The sequence below is a fragment of the Streptomyces sp. NPDC003943 genome (assembly GCF_053605265.1).
Window position 1 is genome coordinate 1 of record NZ_JBSGIW010000060.1, and the last position, 17,117, is coordinate 17,117.

The 17,117-nt window shown below is 71.8% G+C and carries 19 protein-coding genes; 5 read left to right on the plus strand and 14 right to left on the minus strand.

Translation table 11 applies throughout. The annotated features are described in order from the left end of the window. Window positions 1-41: 41 nt before the first annotated feature. The 6 genes from ACWEV0_RS23350 to ACWEV0_RS23375 all read right to left on the minus strand — a co-directional run bounded on the left by ACWEV0_RS23350 (window position 42) and on the right by ACWEV0_RS23375 (window position 6,277). Window positions 42-1,613 (minus strand): DoxX family membrane protein, encoded by a 1,572-nt coding sequence (locus tag ACWEV0_RS23350; protein WP_453151348.1) that lies wholly within the window; start codon window positions 1,611-1,613, stop codon window positions 42-44. 120 nt (window positions 1,614-1,733) lie between these two features. Beyond that, window positions 1,734-2,690, minus strand: a complete 957-nt coding sequence (gene rlmB / locus ACWEV0_RS23355) for a 23S rRNA (guanosine(2251)-2'-O)-methyltransferase RlmB (RefSeq protein WP_453151349.1) — start codon at window positions 2,688-2,690, stop codon at window positions 1,734-1,736. A 101-nt stretch (window positions 2,691-2,791) separates the two neighbouring features. Further along, window positions 2,792-4,192 (minus strand): cysteine--tRNA ligase, encoded by a 1,401-nt coding sequence (gene cysS / locus ACWEV0_RS23360; RefSeq protein ID WP_451605323.1) that lies wholly within the window; start codon window positions 4,190-4,192, stop codon window positions 2,792-2,794. Between the two features lie 82 nt (window positions 4,193-4,274). Beyond that, window positions 4,275-4,784 carry a 2-C-methyl-D-erythritol 2,4-cyclodiphosphate synthase gene (gene ispF / locus ACWEV0_RS23365; RefSeq protein WP_451605322.1) on the minus strand — a complete coding sequence of 170 codons (510 nt, stop codon included), beginning with the start codon at window positions 4,782-4,784 and terminating at the stop codon, window positions 4,275-4,277. After that, window positions 4,774-5,523, minus strand: coding sequence for a 2-C-methyl-D-erythritol 4-phosphate cytidylyltransferase (gene ispD / locus ACWEV0_RS23370; RefSeq protein ID WP_453151350.1), 750 nt, complete (start codon window positions 5,521-5,523; stop codon window positions 4,774-4,776). The genes ispF and ispD overlap by 11 nt, the downstream gene beginning before the upstream one ends. Before the next feature lie 271 nt (window positions 5,524-5,794). After that, a complete protein-coding gene (locus ACWEV0_RS23375) occupies window positions 5,795-6,277 on the minus strand; it encodes a CarD family transcriptional regulator (RefSeq protein ID WP_003953493.1) in 483 nt (160 codons plus the stop codon). Window positions 6,278-6,887: 610 nt separating this feature from the next. Between ACWEV0_RS23375 and ACWEV0_RS23380 the strand changes: the two genes are divergently transcribed. Beyond that, window positions 6,888-7,556 (plus strand): DUF461 domain-containing protein, encoded by a 669-nt coding sequence (locus ACWEV0_RS23380; protein WP_453151352.1) that lies wholly within the window; start codon window positions 6,888-6,890, stop codon window positions 7,554-7,556. Between the two features lie 106 nt (window positions 7,557-7,662). Here ACWEV0_RS23380 and ACWEV0_RS23385 read toward each other — a convergent pair whose 3' ends face one another. Both ACWEV0_RS23385 and ACWEV0_RS23390 read right to left on the minus strand, forming a co-directional pair. Next, window positions 7,663-8,343 carry a response regulator gene (locus ACWEV0_RS23385; RefSeq protein ID WP_403799863.1) on the minus strand — a complete coding sequence of 227 codons (681 nt, stop codon included), beginning with the start codon at window positions 8,341-8,343 and terminating at the stop codon, window positions 7,663-7,665. Next, complete coding sequence (locus tag ACWEV0_RS23390; RefSeq protein ID WP_453151353.1) at window positions 8,340-9,665, minus strand: sensor histidine kinase; 1,326 nt, start codon at window positions 9,663-9,665, stop codon at window positions 8,340-8,342. The genes ACWEV0_RS23385 and ACWEV0_RS23390 overlap by 4 nt, the downstream gene beginning before the upstream one ends. Before the next feature lie 274 nt (window positions 9,666-9,939). Between ACWEV0_RS23390 and phoU the strand changes: the two genes are divergently transcribed. Together phoU and ACWEV0_RS23400 are read left to right on the plus strand one after the other, a co-directional pair. Beyond that, on the plus strand, window positions 9,940-10,620 hold the full coding sequence (gene phoU, locus ACWEV0_RS23395; RefSeq protein ID WP_389205180.1) for a phosphate signaling complex protein PhoU: 681 nt from the start codon (window positions 9,940-9,942) through the stop codon (window positions 10,618-10,620). A 145-nt stretch (window positions 10,621-10,765) separates the two neighbouring features. Further along, complete coding sequence (locus tag ACWEV0_RS23400; RefSeq protein WP_453151354.1) at window positions 10,766-10,918, plus strand: hypothetical protein; 153 nt, start codon at window positions 10,766-10,768, stop codon at window positions 10,916-10,918. A 63-nt stretch (window positions 10,919-10,981) separates the two neighbouring features. On the opposite strand, the gene ACWEV0_RS23405 is transcribed toward ACWEV0_RS23400, so the two are convergent. The 3 genes from ACWEV0_RS23405 to ACWEV0_RS23415 form a co-directional block, all read right to left on the minus strand. Further along, window positions 10,982-11,446 carry a GNAT family N-acetyltransferase gene (locus tag ACWEV0_RS23405; RefSeq protein WP_453151355.1) on the minus strand — a complete coding sequence of 155 codons (465 nt, stop codon included), beginning with the start codon at window positions 11,444-11,446 and terminating at the stop codon, window positions 10,982-10,984. Between the two features lie 121 nt (window positions 11,447-11,567). Continuing rightward, window positions 11,568-11,921 (minus strand): hypothetical protein, encoded by a 354-nt coding sequence (locus ACWEV0_RS23410; protein WP_453151357.1) that lies wholly within the window; start codon window positions 11,919-11,921, stop codon window positions 11,568-11,570. Window positions 11,922-12,090: 169 nt separating this feature from the next. Next, the gene (locus tag ACWEV0_RS23415; RefSeq protein ID WP_453151358.1) at window positions 12,091-12,540 is read right to left on the minus strand and encodes a hypothetical protein; all 450 of its coding nucleotides are present in this window, start codon (window positions 12,538-12,540) and stop codon (window positions 12,091-12,093) included. Here ACWEV0_RS23415 and ACWEV0_RS23420 point away from each other — a divergent pair. Further along, the gene (locus ACWEV0_RS23420; protein ID WP_453151360.1) at window positions 12,533-12,691 is read left to right on the plus strand and encodes a hypothetical protein; all 159 of its coding nucleotides are present in this window, start codon (window positions 12,533-12,535) and stop codon (window positions 12,689-12,691) included. The two genes, ACWEV0_RS23415 and ACWEV0_RS23420, sit on opposite strands and share 8 nt — an antisense overlap. A gap of 286 nt (window positions 12,692-12,977) precedes the next feature. Here the strand turns inward: ACWEV0_RS23420 and ACWEV0_RS23425 are convergent, their stop codons facing one another. Next, entirely contained in the window at window positions 12,978-13,736 is a 759-nt protein-coding gene (locus ACWEV0_RS23425; RefSeq protein WP_403799880.1) for a phosphoglyceromutase, read from the minus strand. Window positions 13,737-13,894: 158 nt separating this feature from the next. Here ACWEV0_RS23425 and ACWEV0_RS23430 point away from each other — a divergent pair, with 158 nt between their 5' ends. Further along, on the plus strand, window positions 13,895-15,247 hold the full coding sequence (locus ACWEV0_RS23430) for an MDR family MFS transporter (RefSeq protein ID WP_453151361.1): 1,353 nt from the start codon (window positions 13,895-13,897) through the stop codon (window positions 15,245-15,247). On the opposite strand, the gene ACWEV0_RS23435 is transcribed toward ACWEV0_RS23430, so the two are convergent. Beyond that, window positions 15,216-15,722 (minus strand): YbjN domain-containing protein, encoded by a 507-nt coding sequence (locus ACWEV0_RS23435; protein ID WP_453151362.1) that lies wholly within the window; start codon window positions 15,720-15,722, stop codon window positions 15,216-15,218. The genes ACWEV0_RS23430 and ACWEV0_RS23435 overlap by 32 nt on opposite strands. Next, window positions 15,715-17,091, minus strand: a complete 1,377-nt coding sequence (mshA, locus tag ACWEV0_RS23440) for a D-inositol-3-phosphate glycosyltransferase (protein ID WP_453151363.1) — start codon at window positions 17,089-17,091, stop codon at window positions 15,715-15,717. Before mshA ends, ACWEV0_RS23435 begins: the two co-directional genes overlap by 8 nt. Window positions 17,092-17,117 lie beyond the last annotated feature (26 nt).

Genomic DNA, 17,117 nt, shown 5'->3' on the forward strand with positions numbered 1-17,117 from the left:
GGTGTCCGTCGACACCCGGGGCCCTTCGCCGTTCCCGGGGACTAGCCCAGCAGGCCGCCGATCGGGTTCCGCGCCCCGCCCGACGTCGAACCGCCGTCCGTCGAGCCGCTGGTGCTCCCGCTCGTCGGCGTACCGCTGGTGCCGCCCGAGGTGGAGTCCGTGGTGGACGAGGACGGCGCCGTCGTGCGCGTCTGACTGGGGCTGCGGGTGGTCGTCGCCGACGGGCTGCGCCGCTCGGTGCGGGTGGTCTCGCGCGCCGACTCCGTCGGCTTCGCCTCCGCGGTCTTCTCCTTCTCGCCGCTCGCGCCGGTCGTCGCCGAGGGCTTCGGGCTCGTGGCCGCCTTGCGGGAGGCGCCGGTCGTGCCGCGCTCCTTGGGGAGCGGCTGACCCGGCAGGTGGTTGACCGGGTCCTCGTCCGGGCCGGGCACGGTGACCATCGTCGTGGACCGCACGGCCCCGCCGAGCATCGAGCCGACGAGCAGCGTGAGGCCGACGACGACGGCCGCGATGACCGTGCCGCGGCGCAGCACCCGGCGGCGCAGCTCCCACAGCTCGGAGCGCGGCCCCAGGGTGCGCCAGGCCTCGCCGGCCAGGCGCCCGTCGATCGAGTAGACCGGGGCGCCCGCGATGATCAGCGGCGACCACGCGGCCAGGTAGATGATGTCCGCCGAGTCGTAGACCGGGACGGTCTTCCAGCTGACGGTGAGGATGAGCGCGGCCGAGAGCAGCGCGCCGACGACCGCCGCGACCCGCTGCCACAGGCCGAGGACGGTGAGGACGCCGACGACGACCTGGAGGAAGGCGACGGTCAGGCCGGCGCCGACCGGGTGCTGGAGGGCGAAGTCGCGCAGCGGCTCGGCCAGGGGCCACGGGTGCAGCGAGTGCAGCCACTTGACCATGGAGCCGCGCTCGCCACCGTCGAAGTAGACGGGGTCGCAGAGCTTGCCCATGCCGGCGTAGATGGAGATGAAGCCGAGGAAGACCCGGAGGGGCAGGAGCACCACGCCGAGGTTCATCCGGCGGCCCGGGTAGTAGGCGTGCCGGACTCCTGCCGCGGCGGCTGATGTCCACGCCGAGCCGTGCCGCTGGGCGCCGGCCCGGTCGGCGTCCGGGTCGCCCTGGCCGGTGCCGGGGCCGTCGTACGCGTCGGGCTCGATGGCGTACAGGTCGTCGTACGCCCCCTCGGCGCGCCGCATCGGCGGCAGCAGCGGGGCGCTGGGCGGCGCGGTGCGGGGCGGCACCACGGGGGTGGGCATGGTGTCGGTGACGCGCGGGATGGTCTGGGTGGTCGGCTCCAGCGTGGAGACCGCGCCACCGGAGACCGTGCGCACGGCCTGGAGCAGACCGGTCGTGCCGGAGGCCGACTTGCCGGTCCATACGACGGGCCGGCGCCGGCCCGCGGCCGCGCCGGCGCCCGCGGCGAGCCCGGCGGCTCCGGCGAGCGCGGCGATACGGGGGTTCGCGGCGAACTTCGGCTGGTGGGCCGGCGCGAGCCGCACACGGAAGCTGGCGTGGTTCACGATCACCTGGGCGGGATCGGAATCCACCTTGACCATGCTCAGCGCGGGCTGATCGTCGAACCCCGGCCGGGGCGTTCTGGTGTCCACACTCATCTAACCGAGTGACGCGCGGTTAGGACACTGCCTTGACGGCCTCGAAATGTCCGAGGCCCGTCAAGATCACGGCCGGGGCGGTTAACCCTTTCGGGTCAGCCCTTCTCTGCGTGCACGGGCTCAGCGCATGCGGCGGCGGGCCGCCTCGTACAGCACCACGCCCGCCGCGACACCGGCGTTCAGCGACTCGGCGCCACCCGGCATCGGGATGCGGACGAGGAAGTCGCAGGTCTCGCCGACCAGCCGGGACAGGCCCTTGCCCTCGGAGCCGACCACGATGACGACCGGACCGGAGAGCGCCTCCAGCTCGTGCACCTCGGTGTCGCCGTCCGCCGAGAGGCCGACGACCGTGAGACCGGCCTTCTGGTACTGCTCCAGACAGCGGGTCAGGTTGGTGGCGCGGGCCACCGGCGTACGGGCGGCGGTGCCGGCCGAGGTCTTCCAGGCGCCCGCGGTCATGCCGGCCGCGCGCCGCTCGGGCACGACCACGCCGTGGCCGCCGAACGCGGAGACGGAACGGACGACGGCGCCGAGGTTGCGCGGGTCGGTGACGCCGTCGAGGGCGACGATCAGCGGGTCCTCGTGGTCGTCGTAGGCCGCCTCGGCGAGGTCCTCGGGGTGCGCGTACTCGTACGGCGGGACCTGGAGGACGAGGCCCTGGTGGTTGAGGCCGTTCGTCATCCGGTCCAGCTCGGGGCGCGGCGCCTCCATGATGTTGATGTTGCCGCGGCCGGTGGCGAGGTTCAGGGCCTCGCGCACGCGCTCGTCGTTGTCGATGAACTGCTGGACGTAGAGCGTGGTGGCGGGCACGCCGTCGCGCAGCGCCTCGAAGACCGGGTTGCGGCCGACGACCATCTCCGACTGGCCCTTGCCGCCGCGGCGGGCGACGGGCTTGCGCTTGGCCGCGTTCCGGGCCATCGCGTTGGAGACGCGGTACGCCTTGTGGCCCTTGCGGTTCTCGGCCTTGGGCGTCGGGCCCTTGCCTTCGAGGCCCTTGCGCCGCTGGCCACCGCTGCCGATCGTCGCGCCCTTCTTGTTGGACGTCCGGCGTCCCCTGCGCTGGCTGTTCCCGGCCATGGCTATCTGTTTCCTCTGCCTGCGTTCGTACAAAAGTCTGTAAGTGAAGTGTGCCGCCCGGGCCCCCGGACGGCACATTCGTCGGCGCTGTGGCCGGTTTCCTAGCGGTTGGCGATCGACCAGCGGGGGCCGTCGGGGCTGTCCTCGATGGCGAGGCCGGACTGGTTCAGCTGGTCTCGGATGGCGTCGGCGGTCGCCCAGTCCTTGCGCTCGCGCGCCGACTGGCGCTGGTCGAGCACGAGCCGGACCAGGGTGTCGACGACGCCGTGCAGCTCCTCGCCGCGGTCGGTCTCCTCGGCCCAGTGCGGGTCGAGCGGGTCCAGACCGAGGACGCCGAGCATGGCGCGGACCTCGGCGAGGCGGGCGATCGCCTCGTCCTTGTCGTCGGCGGCCAGTGCGCTGTTGCCCTGGCGGACCGTGGTGTGGATGATCGCCAGCGCGTGCGGCACGCCCAGGTCGTCGTCCATGGCCTCGGCGAAGGCCGGCGGCACCTCGGCGGCGGGGGCGACGGGCGCCCCGGCCTTCTCGGTGGCGCGCTGCACGAAGCCCTCGATGCGGCCGAAGGCGGCCTCGGCCTCGCGCAGGGACTCCTCGCTGTACTCGATCATCGACCGGTAGTGCGGGGTGCCCAGGTAGTAGCGCAGGACGATCGGGCGCCAGTTCTTCACCATCTCGGAGACGAGGACGCTGTTGCCCAGCGACTTCGACATCTTCTCGCCGCTCATGGTGACCCAGGCGTTGTGCACCCAGTACTGGGCGAAGTCGTCGCCGAAGGCCTTGGCCTGCGCGATCTCGTTCTCGTGGTGCGGGAAGATCAGGTCGAGACCGCCGCCGTGGATGTCGAAGGCGGAGCCCAGGTACTTGTGGGCCATCGCCGAGCACTCCAGGTGCCAGCCCGGACGGCCGCGGCCCCACGGCGTCTCCCAGTCGGGCTCGCCCGGCTTGGTCGCCTTCCACATGGCGAAGTCGCGCGGGTCGCGCTTGCCGGTGATGCCCTCCTCGGAGGGCTGGCGCAGGTCGTCGATGTCCTGGTTGGACAGCTCCAGGTAGCCCGGGAAGGAGCGCACGTCGAAGTAGACGCTGCCGTCGGCCTCGTAGGCGTGGCCGCGCTCGATGAGGCCGCGCATCATCTCGACCATCTCGGTGACATGGCCGGTGGCGCGGGGCTCGTACGTGGGCGGCAGGCAGCCGAGCGCGTGGTAACCGTCGTTGAACGCGCGCTCGTTCTCGTAGCCGATCGACCACCAGGGGCGGCCCTGCTCGGCGCCCTTCTTGATGATCTTGTCGTCGATGTCGGTGACGTTCCGGATGAACGTGACGTCGTAGCCGCGGTAGTCGAACCAGCGGCGCATGATGTCGAAGTTCAGGCCCGAGCGGATGTGCCCGATGTGCGGGGCGGCCTGCACGGTCGCGCCACACAGGTAGATCGAGACGCAGCCCGGCTTGATCGGGGTGAAGTCACGGATCTGCCGGGCGCTGGTGTCGTACAGGCGAATGGTCACCACACCAGGGTAGTGGGCGGGGGGCAGTGCCCCGCGACCCCTTCGGGATCACGGGGCGCTTTTTTCCCGTCGTCCGGTGCTTCTAGCGCTGTACGGGATAGACGAGCGCCGTCGCGAGAGCGGCCAGGCCCTCCGCGCGGCCGGTGAGGCCGAGGCCGTCGGTGGTGGTGCCGGAGACGGAGACCGGCGCGCCGGCCGCCTCGCTCAGCGCCTTCTGTGCCTCGTCGCGGCGCTTGCCGACCTTGGGGCGGACGCCGACGACCTGGACGGCGATGTTGCCGATCTCGTACCCCTCGGCGCGGACGATCCTGGCCGCCTCGGCGAGCAGGGTGACGCCGGAGGCGCCGGACCACTCGGGCCGGGAGGTGCCGAAGTGGGCGCCGAGGTCGCCGATGCCGGCGGCGGAGAAGAGCGCGTCGCAGGCGGCGTGGGCGGCGACGTCACCGTCGGAGTGCCCGGCCAGTCCGTACTCCTCGCCCTCCCACAGCAGCCCGGCGCACCACAGCTCGCGCCCCTTCTCGAAGGCGTGGACGTCGGTGCCGATCCCGGTGCGGGGCAGGACGGGGGTCTGCGGGGTGGGCTCAGAAGCCATCGTTGGCCCTCCTGCGGGCGAGTACGGCCTCGGCGAGGACGAGGTCGAGGGGGCGGGTCACCTTGAACGCCTCTTCGTGGCCGGGCACGACCACGACGGGCGCGCCGAGCTTCTCGACCATGCCTGCGTCGTCGGTGGCGCCATCGCCGGTGAGGGCGACGGTGGCGTGGGCGTTGACCAGCGTCTCGCGGTCGAAGCCCTGCGGGGTCTGCACGGCGCGGAGCCGGGCCCGCACCGGGGTGGCGACGACCTGCTCGGGGGCGCCGGGCCGCTCGGCCGGCTCGACCTCCTTGACGGTGTCGGCGACGGGCAGCGCGGGGACGACGGCGACGGCCCCGTCCCGTACCGCCTCGATCACGGCGTCGACGGTGTCGACCGGCACGAGCGGGCGGGCCGCGTCGTGGACGAGGACGGTGGTGACGTCGTCGGGCACGGCCTTCAGGCCGAGGTGGACGGACTCCTGGCGGGTGTCGCCACCGGGCACGACCACGTAGTCGGTGCGCTCCGGCAGCGCATGGGCGTCGAGGAGGTTCTTGACCTCGGTGGCACCGTCGGCGGGGGCGACCACGACGACCAGGGAGACGGCGCGGGAGGCGGCCATCGCCCGGACGGCGTGGATCAGCATGGGGGTGCCGTTCAGCGCGCGCAGCGCCTTGGGGGCGCCCGGACCGAGGCGCACGCCCCGGCCGGCCGCGGGAATCACCACGGCGGTTCGACTATGACGCGCTTGGTCTGTCATCGGTTGCACTCCGGCAGGTTTGTTTCCGCGGGCGACGTGGGTATGGCGTCACCAAGCTGATGGCGACGCCTCGACCGGGCCCTTTCCGTGACGACGGTCGGGGCGTCGCCATGCGAGAGCCGCAAGGGGATGGGAGAGGGAAAGAGAGACGAACATGCCGCAGTGCCCGGCGACGGCACTGTGGAATCGTGGGATTCACAGCACGTCGGCGGGCACCGCGGCATTGATGCTGGGCATGGCGGCTGCGCCAGGCGTCAGACTGCTTCGGGCGTCAGGACGCGAGCACCTCGTCGAGGAGCGCCTCGGCCTTGTCCTCGTTGGTGTTCTCCGCGAGGGCCAGCTCGCTCACCAGGATCTGGCGGGCCTTGGCGAGCATGCGCTTCTCACCGGCGGAGAGTCCGCGCTCGCGCTCGCGACGCCACAGGTCGCGTACCACTTCGGCGACCTTGATGACATCGCCGGAGGCGAGCTTCTCCAGGTTTGCCTTGTAGCGACGGGACCAGTTCGTCGGCTCCTCTGCGTACGGCGCGCGCAGCACCTCGAAGACCCGGTCCAGCCCGTCCTGACCGACCACGTCGCGAACTCCGACGAACTCCGCGTTGTCCGCCGGCACACGCACCGTCAGGTCGCCTTGCGCGACCTTGAGCACCAAGTAGGTCTTGTCCACGCCTTTGATCTGGCGAGTTTCGATGGCCTCGATCAGCGCGGCCCCGTGATGGGGATAGACCACGGTGTCGCCAACCTTGAACGTCATGTGACAGGTACCCCTTCCGTGGCTATCCAGGGTAACACGGATACGGCTTCTTCTGAATGGCGTTTTCGCAGGTCAGGGCATATCTCGGGGCTTGACAACAGCGCCGCGAACGTGCTGCGGAGGGCTTCCGGAAGGCGGTATTCGCAGGTCGGAGCGGCTGCGCGGACACAGAGAAACACCCACGTTACAGTGCCCGGGAGTGGGATGGAGGGTGTCGGATGTACCGGTTTGTCGGGTTCGATGTGTCCTGCTTCACGCGATCCGTTCGAGGATCGATCACTCGTACGGATGGATTCTCGAATTGATCACCGGAGCCCCCGACGGCGTTTCTCGAATGCCCCGGGACGGAGCCGGACGGGGGAATGTGCGAATTGATCACGACGGATATGTGAACGGAAGGTGATAGCGGCGCGATCCGGCCATGACGGCGAGTTCCCGACCGGTCCGGGAACCGTCCGCGAGCCCTCCCGGCGCGGCGGTGAACGGAGCGGGTGCACGGAGAGGGGCGGGTCGGGTGCGGCACGGAGAGTGGGGCTCGGTAACCTGACTCCGCTGACACACCTTTAGCCGTTCCTTAGCCTGTCCGATCGTCCTAGGAGTTGCCGCCGCCGTGAGCCGCAGCCTTCGACGCGGCGCCATCGCCGCCACCGCCGTCGTGATCTCGATCGCCGCCCTGTCCGCCTGTGGTGCGGGCAATGACGCGCAGACGCTCCAGGTCCGCCCGGACAACGCCGCCGTCACCGTCGACGACGTCAAGGTCCAGAACGCCTTCGTCATCACCCAGCCCGACCCGGGTGCCGTCGGCCCGGCGGTCGTCTCCGCCACCGTCTTCAACAACGGCCAGACCCGCCAGACCCTCGACTCGATCACCCTGCCGGGCACCGTCGGCACCGTGAAGCTCAAGGCGGCCCAGGGCAACGGCCCGATCGTCGTCCCCGCCCACGGCTCCGTCGTCATCGGCGGCCAGGGCAACGCGTCCGCGGTCATCGAGGGCGGCCTGCACGAGGCCCGGAACGGCAACGCGCAGCAGGTCGTCTTCAAGCTGAGCAAGACCGGCGACGTGAGCCTGAGCGCGTACGTCGTCCCGGCGACGAGCTACTTCACGGAGTACGGCCCGAGCGAGCTCCCGAAGCCCCCGGTCGCCGTTCCCACGACCTCGTCCTCGGCCAAGCCGTCCGGCACCGCCAGCCCGACGGGCACGGCCACGCCGTCCGGCACCGCGACGCCGTCCGGCACCGCGACGCCGACGACCGGCTCGACGCAGGCCGCCGGTCACTGAGCCTCGTACGTACGTGAAGGGCGCCCCCTCTCCGGAGGGGGCGCCCTTCACGCATGTACCGCGTCACGCGCGGTCTGCGTCACACGCGCTCTGCGTCACGCGCGCTCTACGGCTCGAACTTGTAGCCCAGACCACGCACCGTCACCAGATACCGCGGCGCACCAGGATCCGGCTCGATCTTCGCCCGGAGGCGCTTCACGTGGACGTCGAGGGTCTTGGTGTCGCCGACGTAGTCGGCGCCCCAGACGCGGTCGATGAGCTGCATGCGGGTCAGGACGCGGCCCGCGTTGCGGAGCAGCATCTCCAGGAGGTCGAACTCCTTGAGCGGGAGGTCGACCTTGCCGCCGCCGACGGTGACCACGTGGCGGTCGACGTCCATGCGGACCGGGCCGGCCTCCAGGGCGGCCGGGGTGACCTCCTCCGGCTCGCCGCGGCGGCGCAGGACCGCGCGGATGCGGGCGACCAGCTCCCGCGAGGAGAAGGGCTTCGTCACGTAGTCGTCGGCTCCTATCTCCAGGCCGACGACCTTGTCGATCTCGCTGTCCTTCGCGGTCACCATGATGACCGGCACGTTCGAGCGGCTGCGCAGCTGGCGGCACACCTCGGTACCGGGCAGGCCCGGCAGCATGAGGTCGAGGAGGACCAGGTCCGCTCCGTTGCGCTCGAACTCGTCGAGGCCGTCGGGCCCGGTCGCCGCGATGGCGACCTCGAAGCCCTCCTTGCGGAGCATGTACGACAGGGCGTCGCTGAAGGATTCCTCATCCTCGACGACAAGCACACGGGTCACGGAAGGACCTCCGGGGCGGGGAGTGGTTCGGTCATGAGTTCAGGGGTGGGGGAAGCGGAGGCGAATTTTCCGCGGCGGGAACCGGCGGACCCGCCGGAGCGGGGCGTGCCGTGGGCGCCGTCGGCGTCCTCGGCGTCGTCCGGGCCACCGGCGTCCGCGCGGCGGTTCCGCGCGGCACCGGCCTCCGGCAGCCGCAGGGTGAAGGTCGAGCCCTGGCCCTCGGTGCTCCACACCGTGACCTCCCCGCCGTGCGAGGCGGCCACGTGCTTGACGATGGCGAGGCCGAGTCCCGTACCGCCCGTGGCCCGGGAGCGGGCCGGGTCGACCCGGTAGAAGCGCTCGAAGACCCGCTCGCGGTCCTTCTCCGAGATGCCGATGCCCTGGTCGGTCACCGCTATCTCGATCAGGTCGCCGCCGGGCGCCGCGACGCGGCGCGCGGCGATGCCGACGCGGGTGCGGGCCGGCGAGTAGTTCACCGCGTTCTCGACGAGGTTGCCGAGTGCGGCGGCGAGCTGGCCGCGGCTGCCCCACACGAACAGGTCGGCCGTTCCCCCGGAGGCCATGGTGATCTGCTTGGTGGACGCGGTGTGCCGGGAGCGGTCGATCGCCTCGGCGACCAGCTCGTCCACCCGTACCGGCTCGGAGTCCTCCAGCGGATCGTCGTTCTGCACCCGGGACAGGTCGATGAGCTCCTGTACGAGGTTGGTCAGGCGGGTGGCCTCGATCTGCATCCGGCCCGCGAACCGGGTGACCGCCTCGGGGTCGTCCGACGCGTCCATGACCGCCTCGGAGAGCAGCGAGAGCGCGCCGACCGGGGTCTTCAGCTCATGGCTCACGTTGGCGACGAAGTCGCGTCGTACGGCTTCGATGCGGCGGGCCTCGGTGAGGTCCTCGACCAGCAGCAGCACGAGCCGCGACCCCAGCGGGGCGACCCGGGCGGAGACCGCGAGGGCCTCGCCGCGGCCGGTGCCGCGCCGGGGCAGATCCAGCTCGACCTGTCGTATCTCTCCGTCACGGCGGGTGTCGCGGGCCATGTTGAGCATGGGCTCCACGGCCAGCTTCCCGCCTCGGACCAGGCCGAGCGCGTACGCCGCCGAGCTGGCCTTCACCACGGAGTCGCTCTCGTCGAGGACGACCGCGGAGGAGCGCAGCACGGACAGCACGGTGTCGACGCCGGGCGGAAGAACGGCGTCGGTGTGCAGGGAGGTACGGGTGGGTCTCGCCTGGTCGCGCTCGCTCCAGCGGAACGCCAGCATGGCGATCACGCCGGTGCACACGCCGGCGATAGCGGCCAATGCGGCGACCGCCGCGTTCACGTCCATGCCAACCAGGTTATGCGGGTCGGCTGACACTCTCCCAGCCGTCCGAGTGGCTGCTCGAACAGTCGTCGCTCAGAGTTCACCGGGGAGACGGTGCCGATTCATTTGGCCTGTCCGGCGCCCCGGGGTGCGTCGCCCAGAGTTCACCTGGAGGACAGGGCCGGTTTACGAGACCGGCCGAAGCAGTACGCGTACGGGCCGCACCGTGGGAGCGTGGGGGTCCGACACCATCGAGCACCACCCGGATCCCAGAGCATCGCGTAGAGAAGGGACACCCATGCGGGACGCGTACCACGAGGAACTTGACTCGATCGGCGAGGGCCTGGTCGAGATGGCTCGCCTGGTCGGGTCCGCGATCGGCCGGGCCACCACGGCCATGCTGGACGCCGACCTGAAGCTCGCGGAGAGCGTGATCGCCGCGGACCAGAAGGTCGACGACCTCCAGCACGACCTGGAGGCGCGGGCGATAGCGCTGCTCGCCCGGCAGCAGCCGGTGGCGACGGACCTGCGGATCGTGGTGACCTCGCTGCGGATGAGCGCCGACCTGGAGCGCTCCGGCGACCTGGCCCAGCACGTGGCCAAGCTGGCCCGGCTGCGCTTCCCGGACCGCGCGGTGCCGAACGACCTGCACGCCACCGTCCTGCAGATGGGCCAGCTGGCGCAGCGCCTGATGGCGAAGGCGGCCGAGGTCGTCATCACCAAGGACGTCGACCTGGCGCTCCAGCTGGAGCAGGACGACGACGAGATGGACCTGCTGCACCGGACGCTCTTCCAGCACCTGATGGACGACCGCTGGAGCCACGGCATCGAGACGGCCGTGGACGTGACGCTGCTCGGCCGCTACTACGAGCGGTTCGCGGACCACGCGGTGTCGGTGGCCAAGCGCGTGGTGTACCTGGTGACGGGTGAGCACGCGGACGAGCTGCAGCCGGCGGAGTCGCCGGTCGAGGGCGCGTAGGCAGCGGGCGCGCGACCGGAGGGCGCGTAAGGCTTACGGCGCGGGCGGTCGCACACCTGTGCGCCGTCGGTGCGCCGTGTGCGGTGGGCGGGCCCGGGCATGGAATGGAGGGGAGGCGAGGTACGCCTTCTCAGGGAGGGACCCCATGCCCGAATCCGCTCCGATCACCGACCTCCAGCAGGAACCCGCGCGCGAGCCGGAGTTCCTGCCCGTCCTCGGCGCCTGCGGGTGCGGCTCGGGCTGCGGCTGCGGCTGCCAGTCCGGCGGGCCGTGCCAGTGCGGCGGCTGCAGCTGCTAGCGGTCAGCGAGGTCACGTACGTCTGCGGGCCCTGTTCCCGGTCTCCGGGCGGGGTCCGCGCCGTCACGTCCCCAGGACGCCGACGATCTGGTCCCCGGCGAGCTCACCGGTCTCCAGGAAGCCGAGCCCCCGGTAGAACTCCCCCGGCCCGTCCTCCCCGGCGTGCCACGACACGTACATCTCCCGCGCCCCGCGCCGCCGCAGCTCCTCGCGCACGGCCCCGACGGCGAACCGCCCGTACCCCTTGCCCTGGTGCCCGGCGCCGATGTTGAGCCGCCACAGCCCGCTGCGCCGGTCAGCCGGGTCCTTCTCGGCGTCCCACTGGATGTCCACGAACGCCATCAGGAAACCGACGATCTCGTCCGCGTCGACGATCAGCCGCGGCCAGGCCGTCTCCCCGTACGCGTACGCCTCGGCGAGCGAGCGGACGACGGGCGCGACGTTCTGCTCCTGGTGGGGGTGGACGCGCAGGGCGAGGGCGGCGTCGACGTTCTCGGGGGTGATCGGCTCAAGGCGGGGATCGCTCATGGGGGCGAGGCTAGGCGAGACGCGGTGATCTTGGCGTACGAATATCCGGGGGCGCCGAGCGGACACGGCGCCCCCGGGGTCACGGCTGGTCAGCGACAGGTGGTGGCGGGGCGGCGACGGCTCACGGGGTGAGGAAGACGACCGAGCGCAGCTTGAGGGCGTCGGTGGCGGGGCGGCCGTGGGGGCGCAGCTGCCAGGAGTCGCCGGTGCAGTCGGGCTCGGTGAAGACGATGGCGTAGTCGCTCGTGTCGTTGTGCGGGGCGAAGGCGGGCTCCGATGAGCCCGGGTCGGCGGCCTCCGGGATGGTGATGCAGACCTCGCTCTCGGGTTCGTGCAGGGTGACGGCGACGTTCCCGCCGCCCAGGTCGGTCGCCTTGTAGGAGAAGTCGCCGGTGGCGGCGTGGGCGGGGGCGGCCAGGACGGCCGTGAGGGCGAGGGCGCCGCAAGCGGCGGCGAGGGTGTGCCGAAGGCGCACGGAAGGTCTCTTTCGTCGGCGTGGGGAAGGACCGGGGTCATCGGTCCTCCGCAGCTCTACCGCGCCCCGTGCGCCCGGCATGCGGCACGCGCTCGCCGGAAGGTTTCTGTGTCACCCGCCCGGCGCAATGTCCGAGCGCGCCCCTCGTCCCGCCCGTCTGCCCCGGGCGTCAGGGCGTGAAGACCTCCTGGAGGCTGTCGATCGAGCCGTCGCCGCCCACGTCGTACCGGAAGACGAGACCGGAGTTCGGGTTCGCCTTCACCCAGTCGATCAGCTCCTGCACGCCGATCCGCTTGTTCTCGGTGCTCGCGATGATGGGGTTGGTCGCGGTGACGTACGCGGCCTGGTCCATCGCCCAGCGGGCCTCCTCGCCGCTGACGACGAACGGCGCGCCGTCGCTGTCCGGGCTGCCGCAGCCCCAGGCGCCGTGCTGGAAGACGAGGTTGACCTTGCCGGTGCTTCCGGGAAGCTCTTCGATGCGGTAGAGGGCGATCTCGTCCGGGTCGTAATGGTCCGGGTTCGGCGCGGCGGTGACGCAGTCGCCGCCGGGCTTCTTCACCGGGTACGTGGTCGGCGTCGCCGCCGGCTTCCCGGCCGGCTTGGTGGGCAGCTTGGCCACCGGCTTCACGGTCGGCTTCGGCGCGGGCGCGCCGGTCGGCTTCGCGGCCGGCGCCTCCGTGGCGGGCGCCTCCGTCGCCGCGGGCGCCGAACTCGCCGGAGCGCTCGGCTTCCCCACCGACCCCGCCCCGCTCGCGGTCCCGCCCTTCTGACACCCGGTCACCGCGGCGCTCAGCGCGACCGCCGCGACCGCGACACCGACAGATCTCAGCCGCAGACCGTTCATCGGGACTCCCCCTCTTTCCGCGACGGCCGCCCTCGGACCGCATCCCGGCTCGGAACGTAGCAACCCGCCACCCCCGTGCGCGATATCCAGCCACTCTCTGTCACGCATCCGAGACGGTCCCGACACCGGAGCACGAAGAAGCCCCCGGCCCGCCGCACGGGCGGCGGCGGACCGGGGGCTTTCCCGAGACGCGGCTCAGGCGGGGCTCAGGGTCACTTCTTGCCCTGGTTCTTCACGGCCTCGATGGCGGCGGCCGCGGCCTCCGGGTCGAGGTACGTGCCGCCCGGCTTCAGCGGCTTGAAGTTCTCGTCCAGCTCGTAGGCGAGCGGGATGCCGGTCGGGATGTTGAGGCCCGCGATGTCGGCGTCCGAGATGCCGTCGAGGTGCTTGACGAGGGCGCGGAGGCTGTTGCCGTGGGCGGCGACGAGGACCGTGCGGCCGGCCAGGAGGTCCGGGACGATGCCGTCGTACCAGTACGGGAGCATCCGCTGGACGACGTCCTTGAGGCACTCGGTCTGCGGGCGCAGCTCCGGCGGGATCGTGGCGTAGCGGGCGTCGTGGGCCTGCGAGTACTCGTTGTCGTCGGCGAGCGCCGGCGGCGGGGTGTCGTACGAGCGGCGCCACAGCATGAACTGCTCCTCGCCGAACTCGGCGAGCGTCTGCGCCTTGTCCTTGCCCTGCAGCGCGCCGTAGTGGCGCTCGTTCAGGCGCCAGCTGCGGTGGACCGGGATCCAGTGGCGGTCGGCGGCCTCCAGGGCGAGCTGCGCCGTGCGGATGGCGCGCTTCTGGAGCGAGGTGTGCAGCACGTCGGGCAGCAGGCCGGCGTCCTTGAGCAGCTCACCGCCGCGGACCGCCTCCTTCTCGCCCTTCTCGGTGAGGTTGACGTCCACCCAGCCGGTGAACAGGTTCTTCGCGTTCCACTCGCTCTCGCCGTGGCGGAGGAGGATCAGCTTGTACGGTGCGTCGGCCATGCGTACGAGCCTAGACGACGGTCGACGATTGACGCGCACCGTCAATTCGCTGGCGTCCGGCGTATGAGATGCGTAAGTTACGAGGACGGTAAGCGGGACTTACACAGGACGTTCACACGCCGGCACGCACCAGCACACACCAGGGGGGCCGCCCAGCCATGTCCATCGACTCACTCAGACGGTCAGCGCGCTCGACGGTCTCCGGACTTCCGGGCGCTTTCTGGTGGCTGTGGCTGTCGACCCTGGTCAACCGCACCGGGGCCTTCGTCCTGACCTTCCTCTCCCTCTTCCTCACGCAGGAGCTCGGCCACTCCGCCTGGTTCGCCGGACTCGTCGTCGCCCTCCACGGCCTCGGCGGCGTCGCCGGCTCCCCGCTCGGCGGCATGCTCACCGACCGCTGGGGCCGCCGCCCCACCATGGTCACCATGCACCTGGCGGCCGCCACCTGCACCGTGCTGCTCGCGCTCGTCACCAGCGCCTGGAGCATCGCGACCGTCGTCCTCCTGATGGGCGTCGCCATGCAGGGCGTCCGGCCCTCCATCAACGCCACCATCGCCGACCTCGTCCCCGCCGACGACGTCCGCCGCGCCTACGCCCTCAACTACTGGGCCCTCAACCTCGGCTTCGCCATCGCCGCCATCGGCGGCGGCGTCGCGACCGTCCTCGGCTACCGCACCCTGTTCGTCATCGACGCCGTCGCCACCGTCCTGTGCGCCCTGATCGTCTTCCTCCGGCTGCCCGAGACCCGCCCGGAGACCGGGAAGGACGAGGCCGGCGGCGGCGCGGAGCAGGAGAAGGTCAGCATCGGCACCGTCCTGCGCGACGCGCCCTTCCGCACCCTGGTGATGCTCAACCTGTTCGTCTGCCTGGTCTTCACCGCCCCGTGGATCGGCCTGCCGCTCACCATGGCCGGCCAGGGCCTCGACCCGTCCGCGTACGGTGTCGTCATCGCCGTCAACGGCGTCGTGATCGTCGCCTTCCAGCTGCTCGTCAACAAGCTCACCGACAAGCGCTCCCCGGCGATGCTGCTCACCGTCTCCTCGCTGCTCTTCGCGCTCGGCACCGGCGCCACCGCGCTCGCCGGCTCCTCCCTCGCCTTCGCCGCGACCGTCGTCGTCTGGACGATCGGCGAGATGATCCACGTCCCCACCAACGCCGCCGCGACCGCCCGGCTCGCGCCCGAACACGCCCGCGGCCGCTACCAGGGCGTCATGGGCATGTCCTGGGCGGTGGCCGGTTTCGTCGCGCCGATCCTGGCCGGCGCGATCGTCGACGGGCCCGGTCCGGACGTCCTGTGGATCGCCTGCGCGGTCATCGGCGCCGTCGCCGCCCTGGGCTACCAGACCCGGCTGCGCGCCGCCCTGGCCGACGCGGAGGAGAAGACCGTGGAGGAGACCACGGAGAAGGCCACGGAGACGGCCACGGAGACGGCCGATCAGTCGGTCACCGCGGCCGGCGGCACCGGGGACGCGACCGGCGTCAGTTCGCCGGCTTCCGCGTCAGGTTCCTGAACGCGTCGAGGTTACGGGTCGACTCGCCGCGCGACACCCGCCACTCGTACTCCCGCCGGATCGCCGACGCGAAGCCCAGTTCGAGCAGGGTGTTGAAGTCGCCGTCCGCCGCCTCCAGGACGGACCCGAGGAGCCGGTCCAGCTCCTCGGGGGTGACGGCGGCCAGCGGCAGCTTGCCGGCCAGGTAGATGTCGCCGAGGCCGTCGATCGCGTAACCCACCCCGTACAGCTTCAGGTTGCGTTCGAGCAGCCAGCGGTGGACGCCGGCCTCGTTCTCGTCGGGGTGGCGGATGACGAAGGCGTTGAGGGAGAGGGAGTGCTTCCCGACGCGCAGCGAGAGCGTCGTGAACAGCTTGCGGGTACCGGGGAGTTTCACCACGTACGAGCCCGGCTCCGCGGACTCCCATTCCAGTTCCGCGTCCTTGAACGTGTCCTCGATGATCCGCCGGACCTGCTCCGCCTCGACCTCAGCCATGGAGGGAGCGTACGCGACGGCGGTGCTCCCGCTGTTCCCGGTGATCGCGCAGCCGGTGGTCGTGCATCGCCGCCGTGTAGACGTCCGCCGTCGCCGACGCCGCCGTGTCCCAGCCGAACGAGCCGGCGTGCCGGGCCGCCGCCGCGCCCATCCGGGCCGAGAGCTCCGGCTCGTCGACGAAGCGGGCCAGCGCCCTGGCGTAGTCCACCGGGTCGTGGCCCTGGACGAGGAAGCCGGTGACGTCGTCCCGTACGGCCACCGGCAGACCGCCCACCGCGGCCGCGACGACCGGGGTGCCGGCCGCCTGCGCCTCGATGGCGACCAGGCCGAAGGACTCGCTGTACGACGGGACGACCAGCACGCTCGCGGCGCGGAACCAGTCCGCGAGCCGGTCCTGGCCGACCGGCGGCTGGAAGCGCACGAGATCGGCGATGCCCAGCCTGGCGGCGAGCTTCTGCAGGCCCTCCGGCTTGGCGAGGCCGCTGCCGCTCGGGCCGCCGACCACCGGCACCACCATGCGCGTGCGCAGCGAGGGATCGCGGTCCACCAGCAGGGCCGCGGCGCGCAGCAGGATGTCCGGGGCCTTCAGCGGCTGGATGCGGCCGGCGAAGACGGGGATGAAGGCGTCCCGGGGCAGGCCGAGCCGGGCCCGGGCGGCGGCGCGGCCGTCGGCCGGCCGGAAGTGGTCGAGGTTGACCCCGGGGTGCACGACGGCGATCTTCGCCGGGTCGGCCTCGTAGAAGCGGGCCAGCTCGTCGGCCTCCTCCGCCGTGTTGGCGATGAGCCGGTCGGCCGCCGCGACGATCTGCGTCTCGCCGATCACCCGGGCCGCGGGCTCGGGAGTGTCGCCCTCCGCGAGCGCCGCGTTCTTCACCTTGGCCATGGTGTGCATGGTGTGGACGAGCGGGACGCCCCAGCGCTCGGCGGCGAGCCAGCCGACATGGCCGGAGAGCCAGTAGTGCGAGTGCACCAGGTCGTAGTGGCCGGAGCGGTGGCCCGCCCACGCCTGCATCACGCCGTGCGTGAAGGCGCACAGCTGGGCCGGCAGCTCCTCCTTGGCCAGCCCCTCGTACGGCCCCGCGTCCACGTGCCGGACGAGCACGCCGGGCGCGAGCTCGACGACCGGTTGCAGGCCGCCGGCGTTGGCCCGGGTGAAGATCTCGACCTCGACGTTGATCGCGGCGAGCCGCTTGGCCAGCTCCACGATGTAGACGTTCATGCCGCCCGCGTCGCCCGTGCCGGGCTGGTGCAGGGGCGAGGTGTGCACGCTGAGCATGGCCACGCGGCGCGGGCCGCGGTGCCGGCCGGGGAGCCGGAGCCGGGGCGGCGCCGCCAGGGTGCCGGCGAACCGGGACACGTACTGGCTCACGTCGGCGGTCCTTCCGCTGTCGGGCA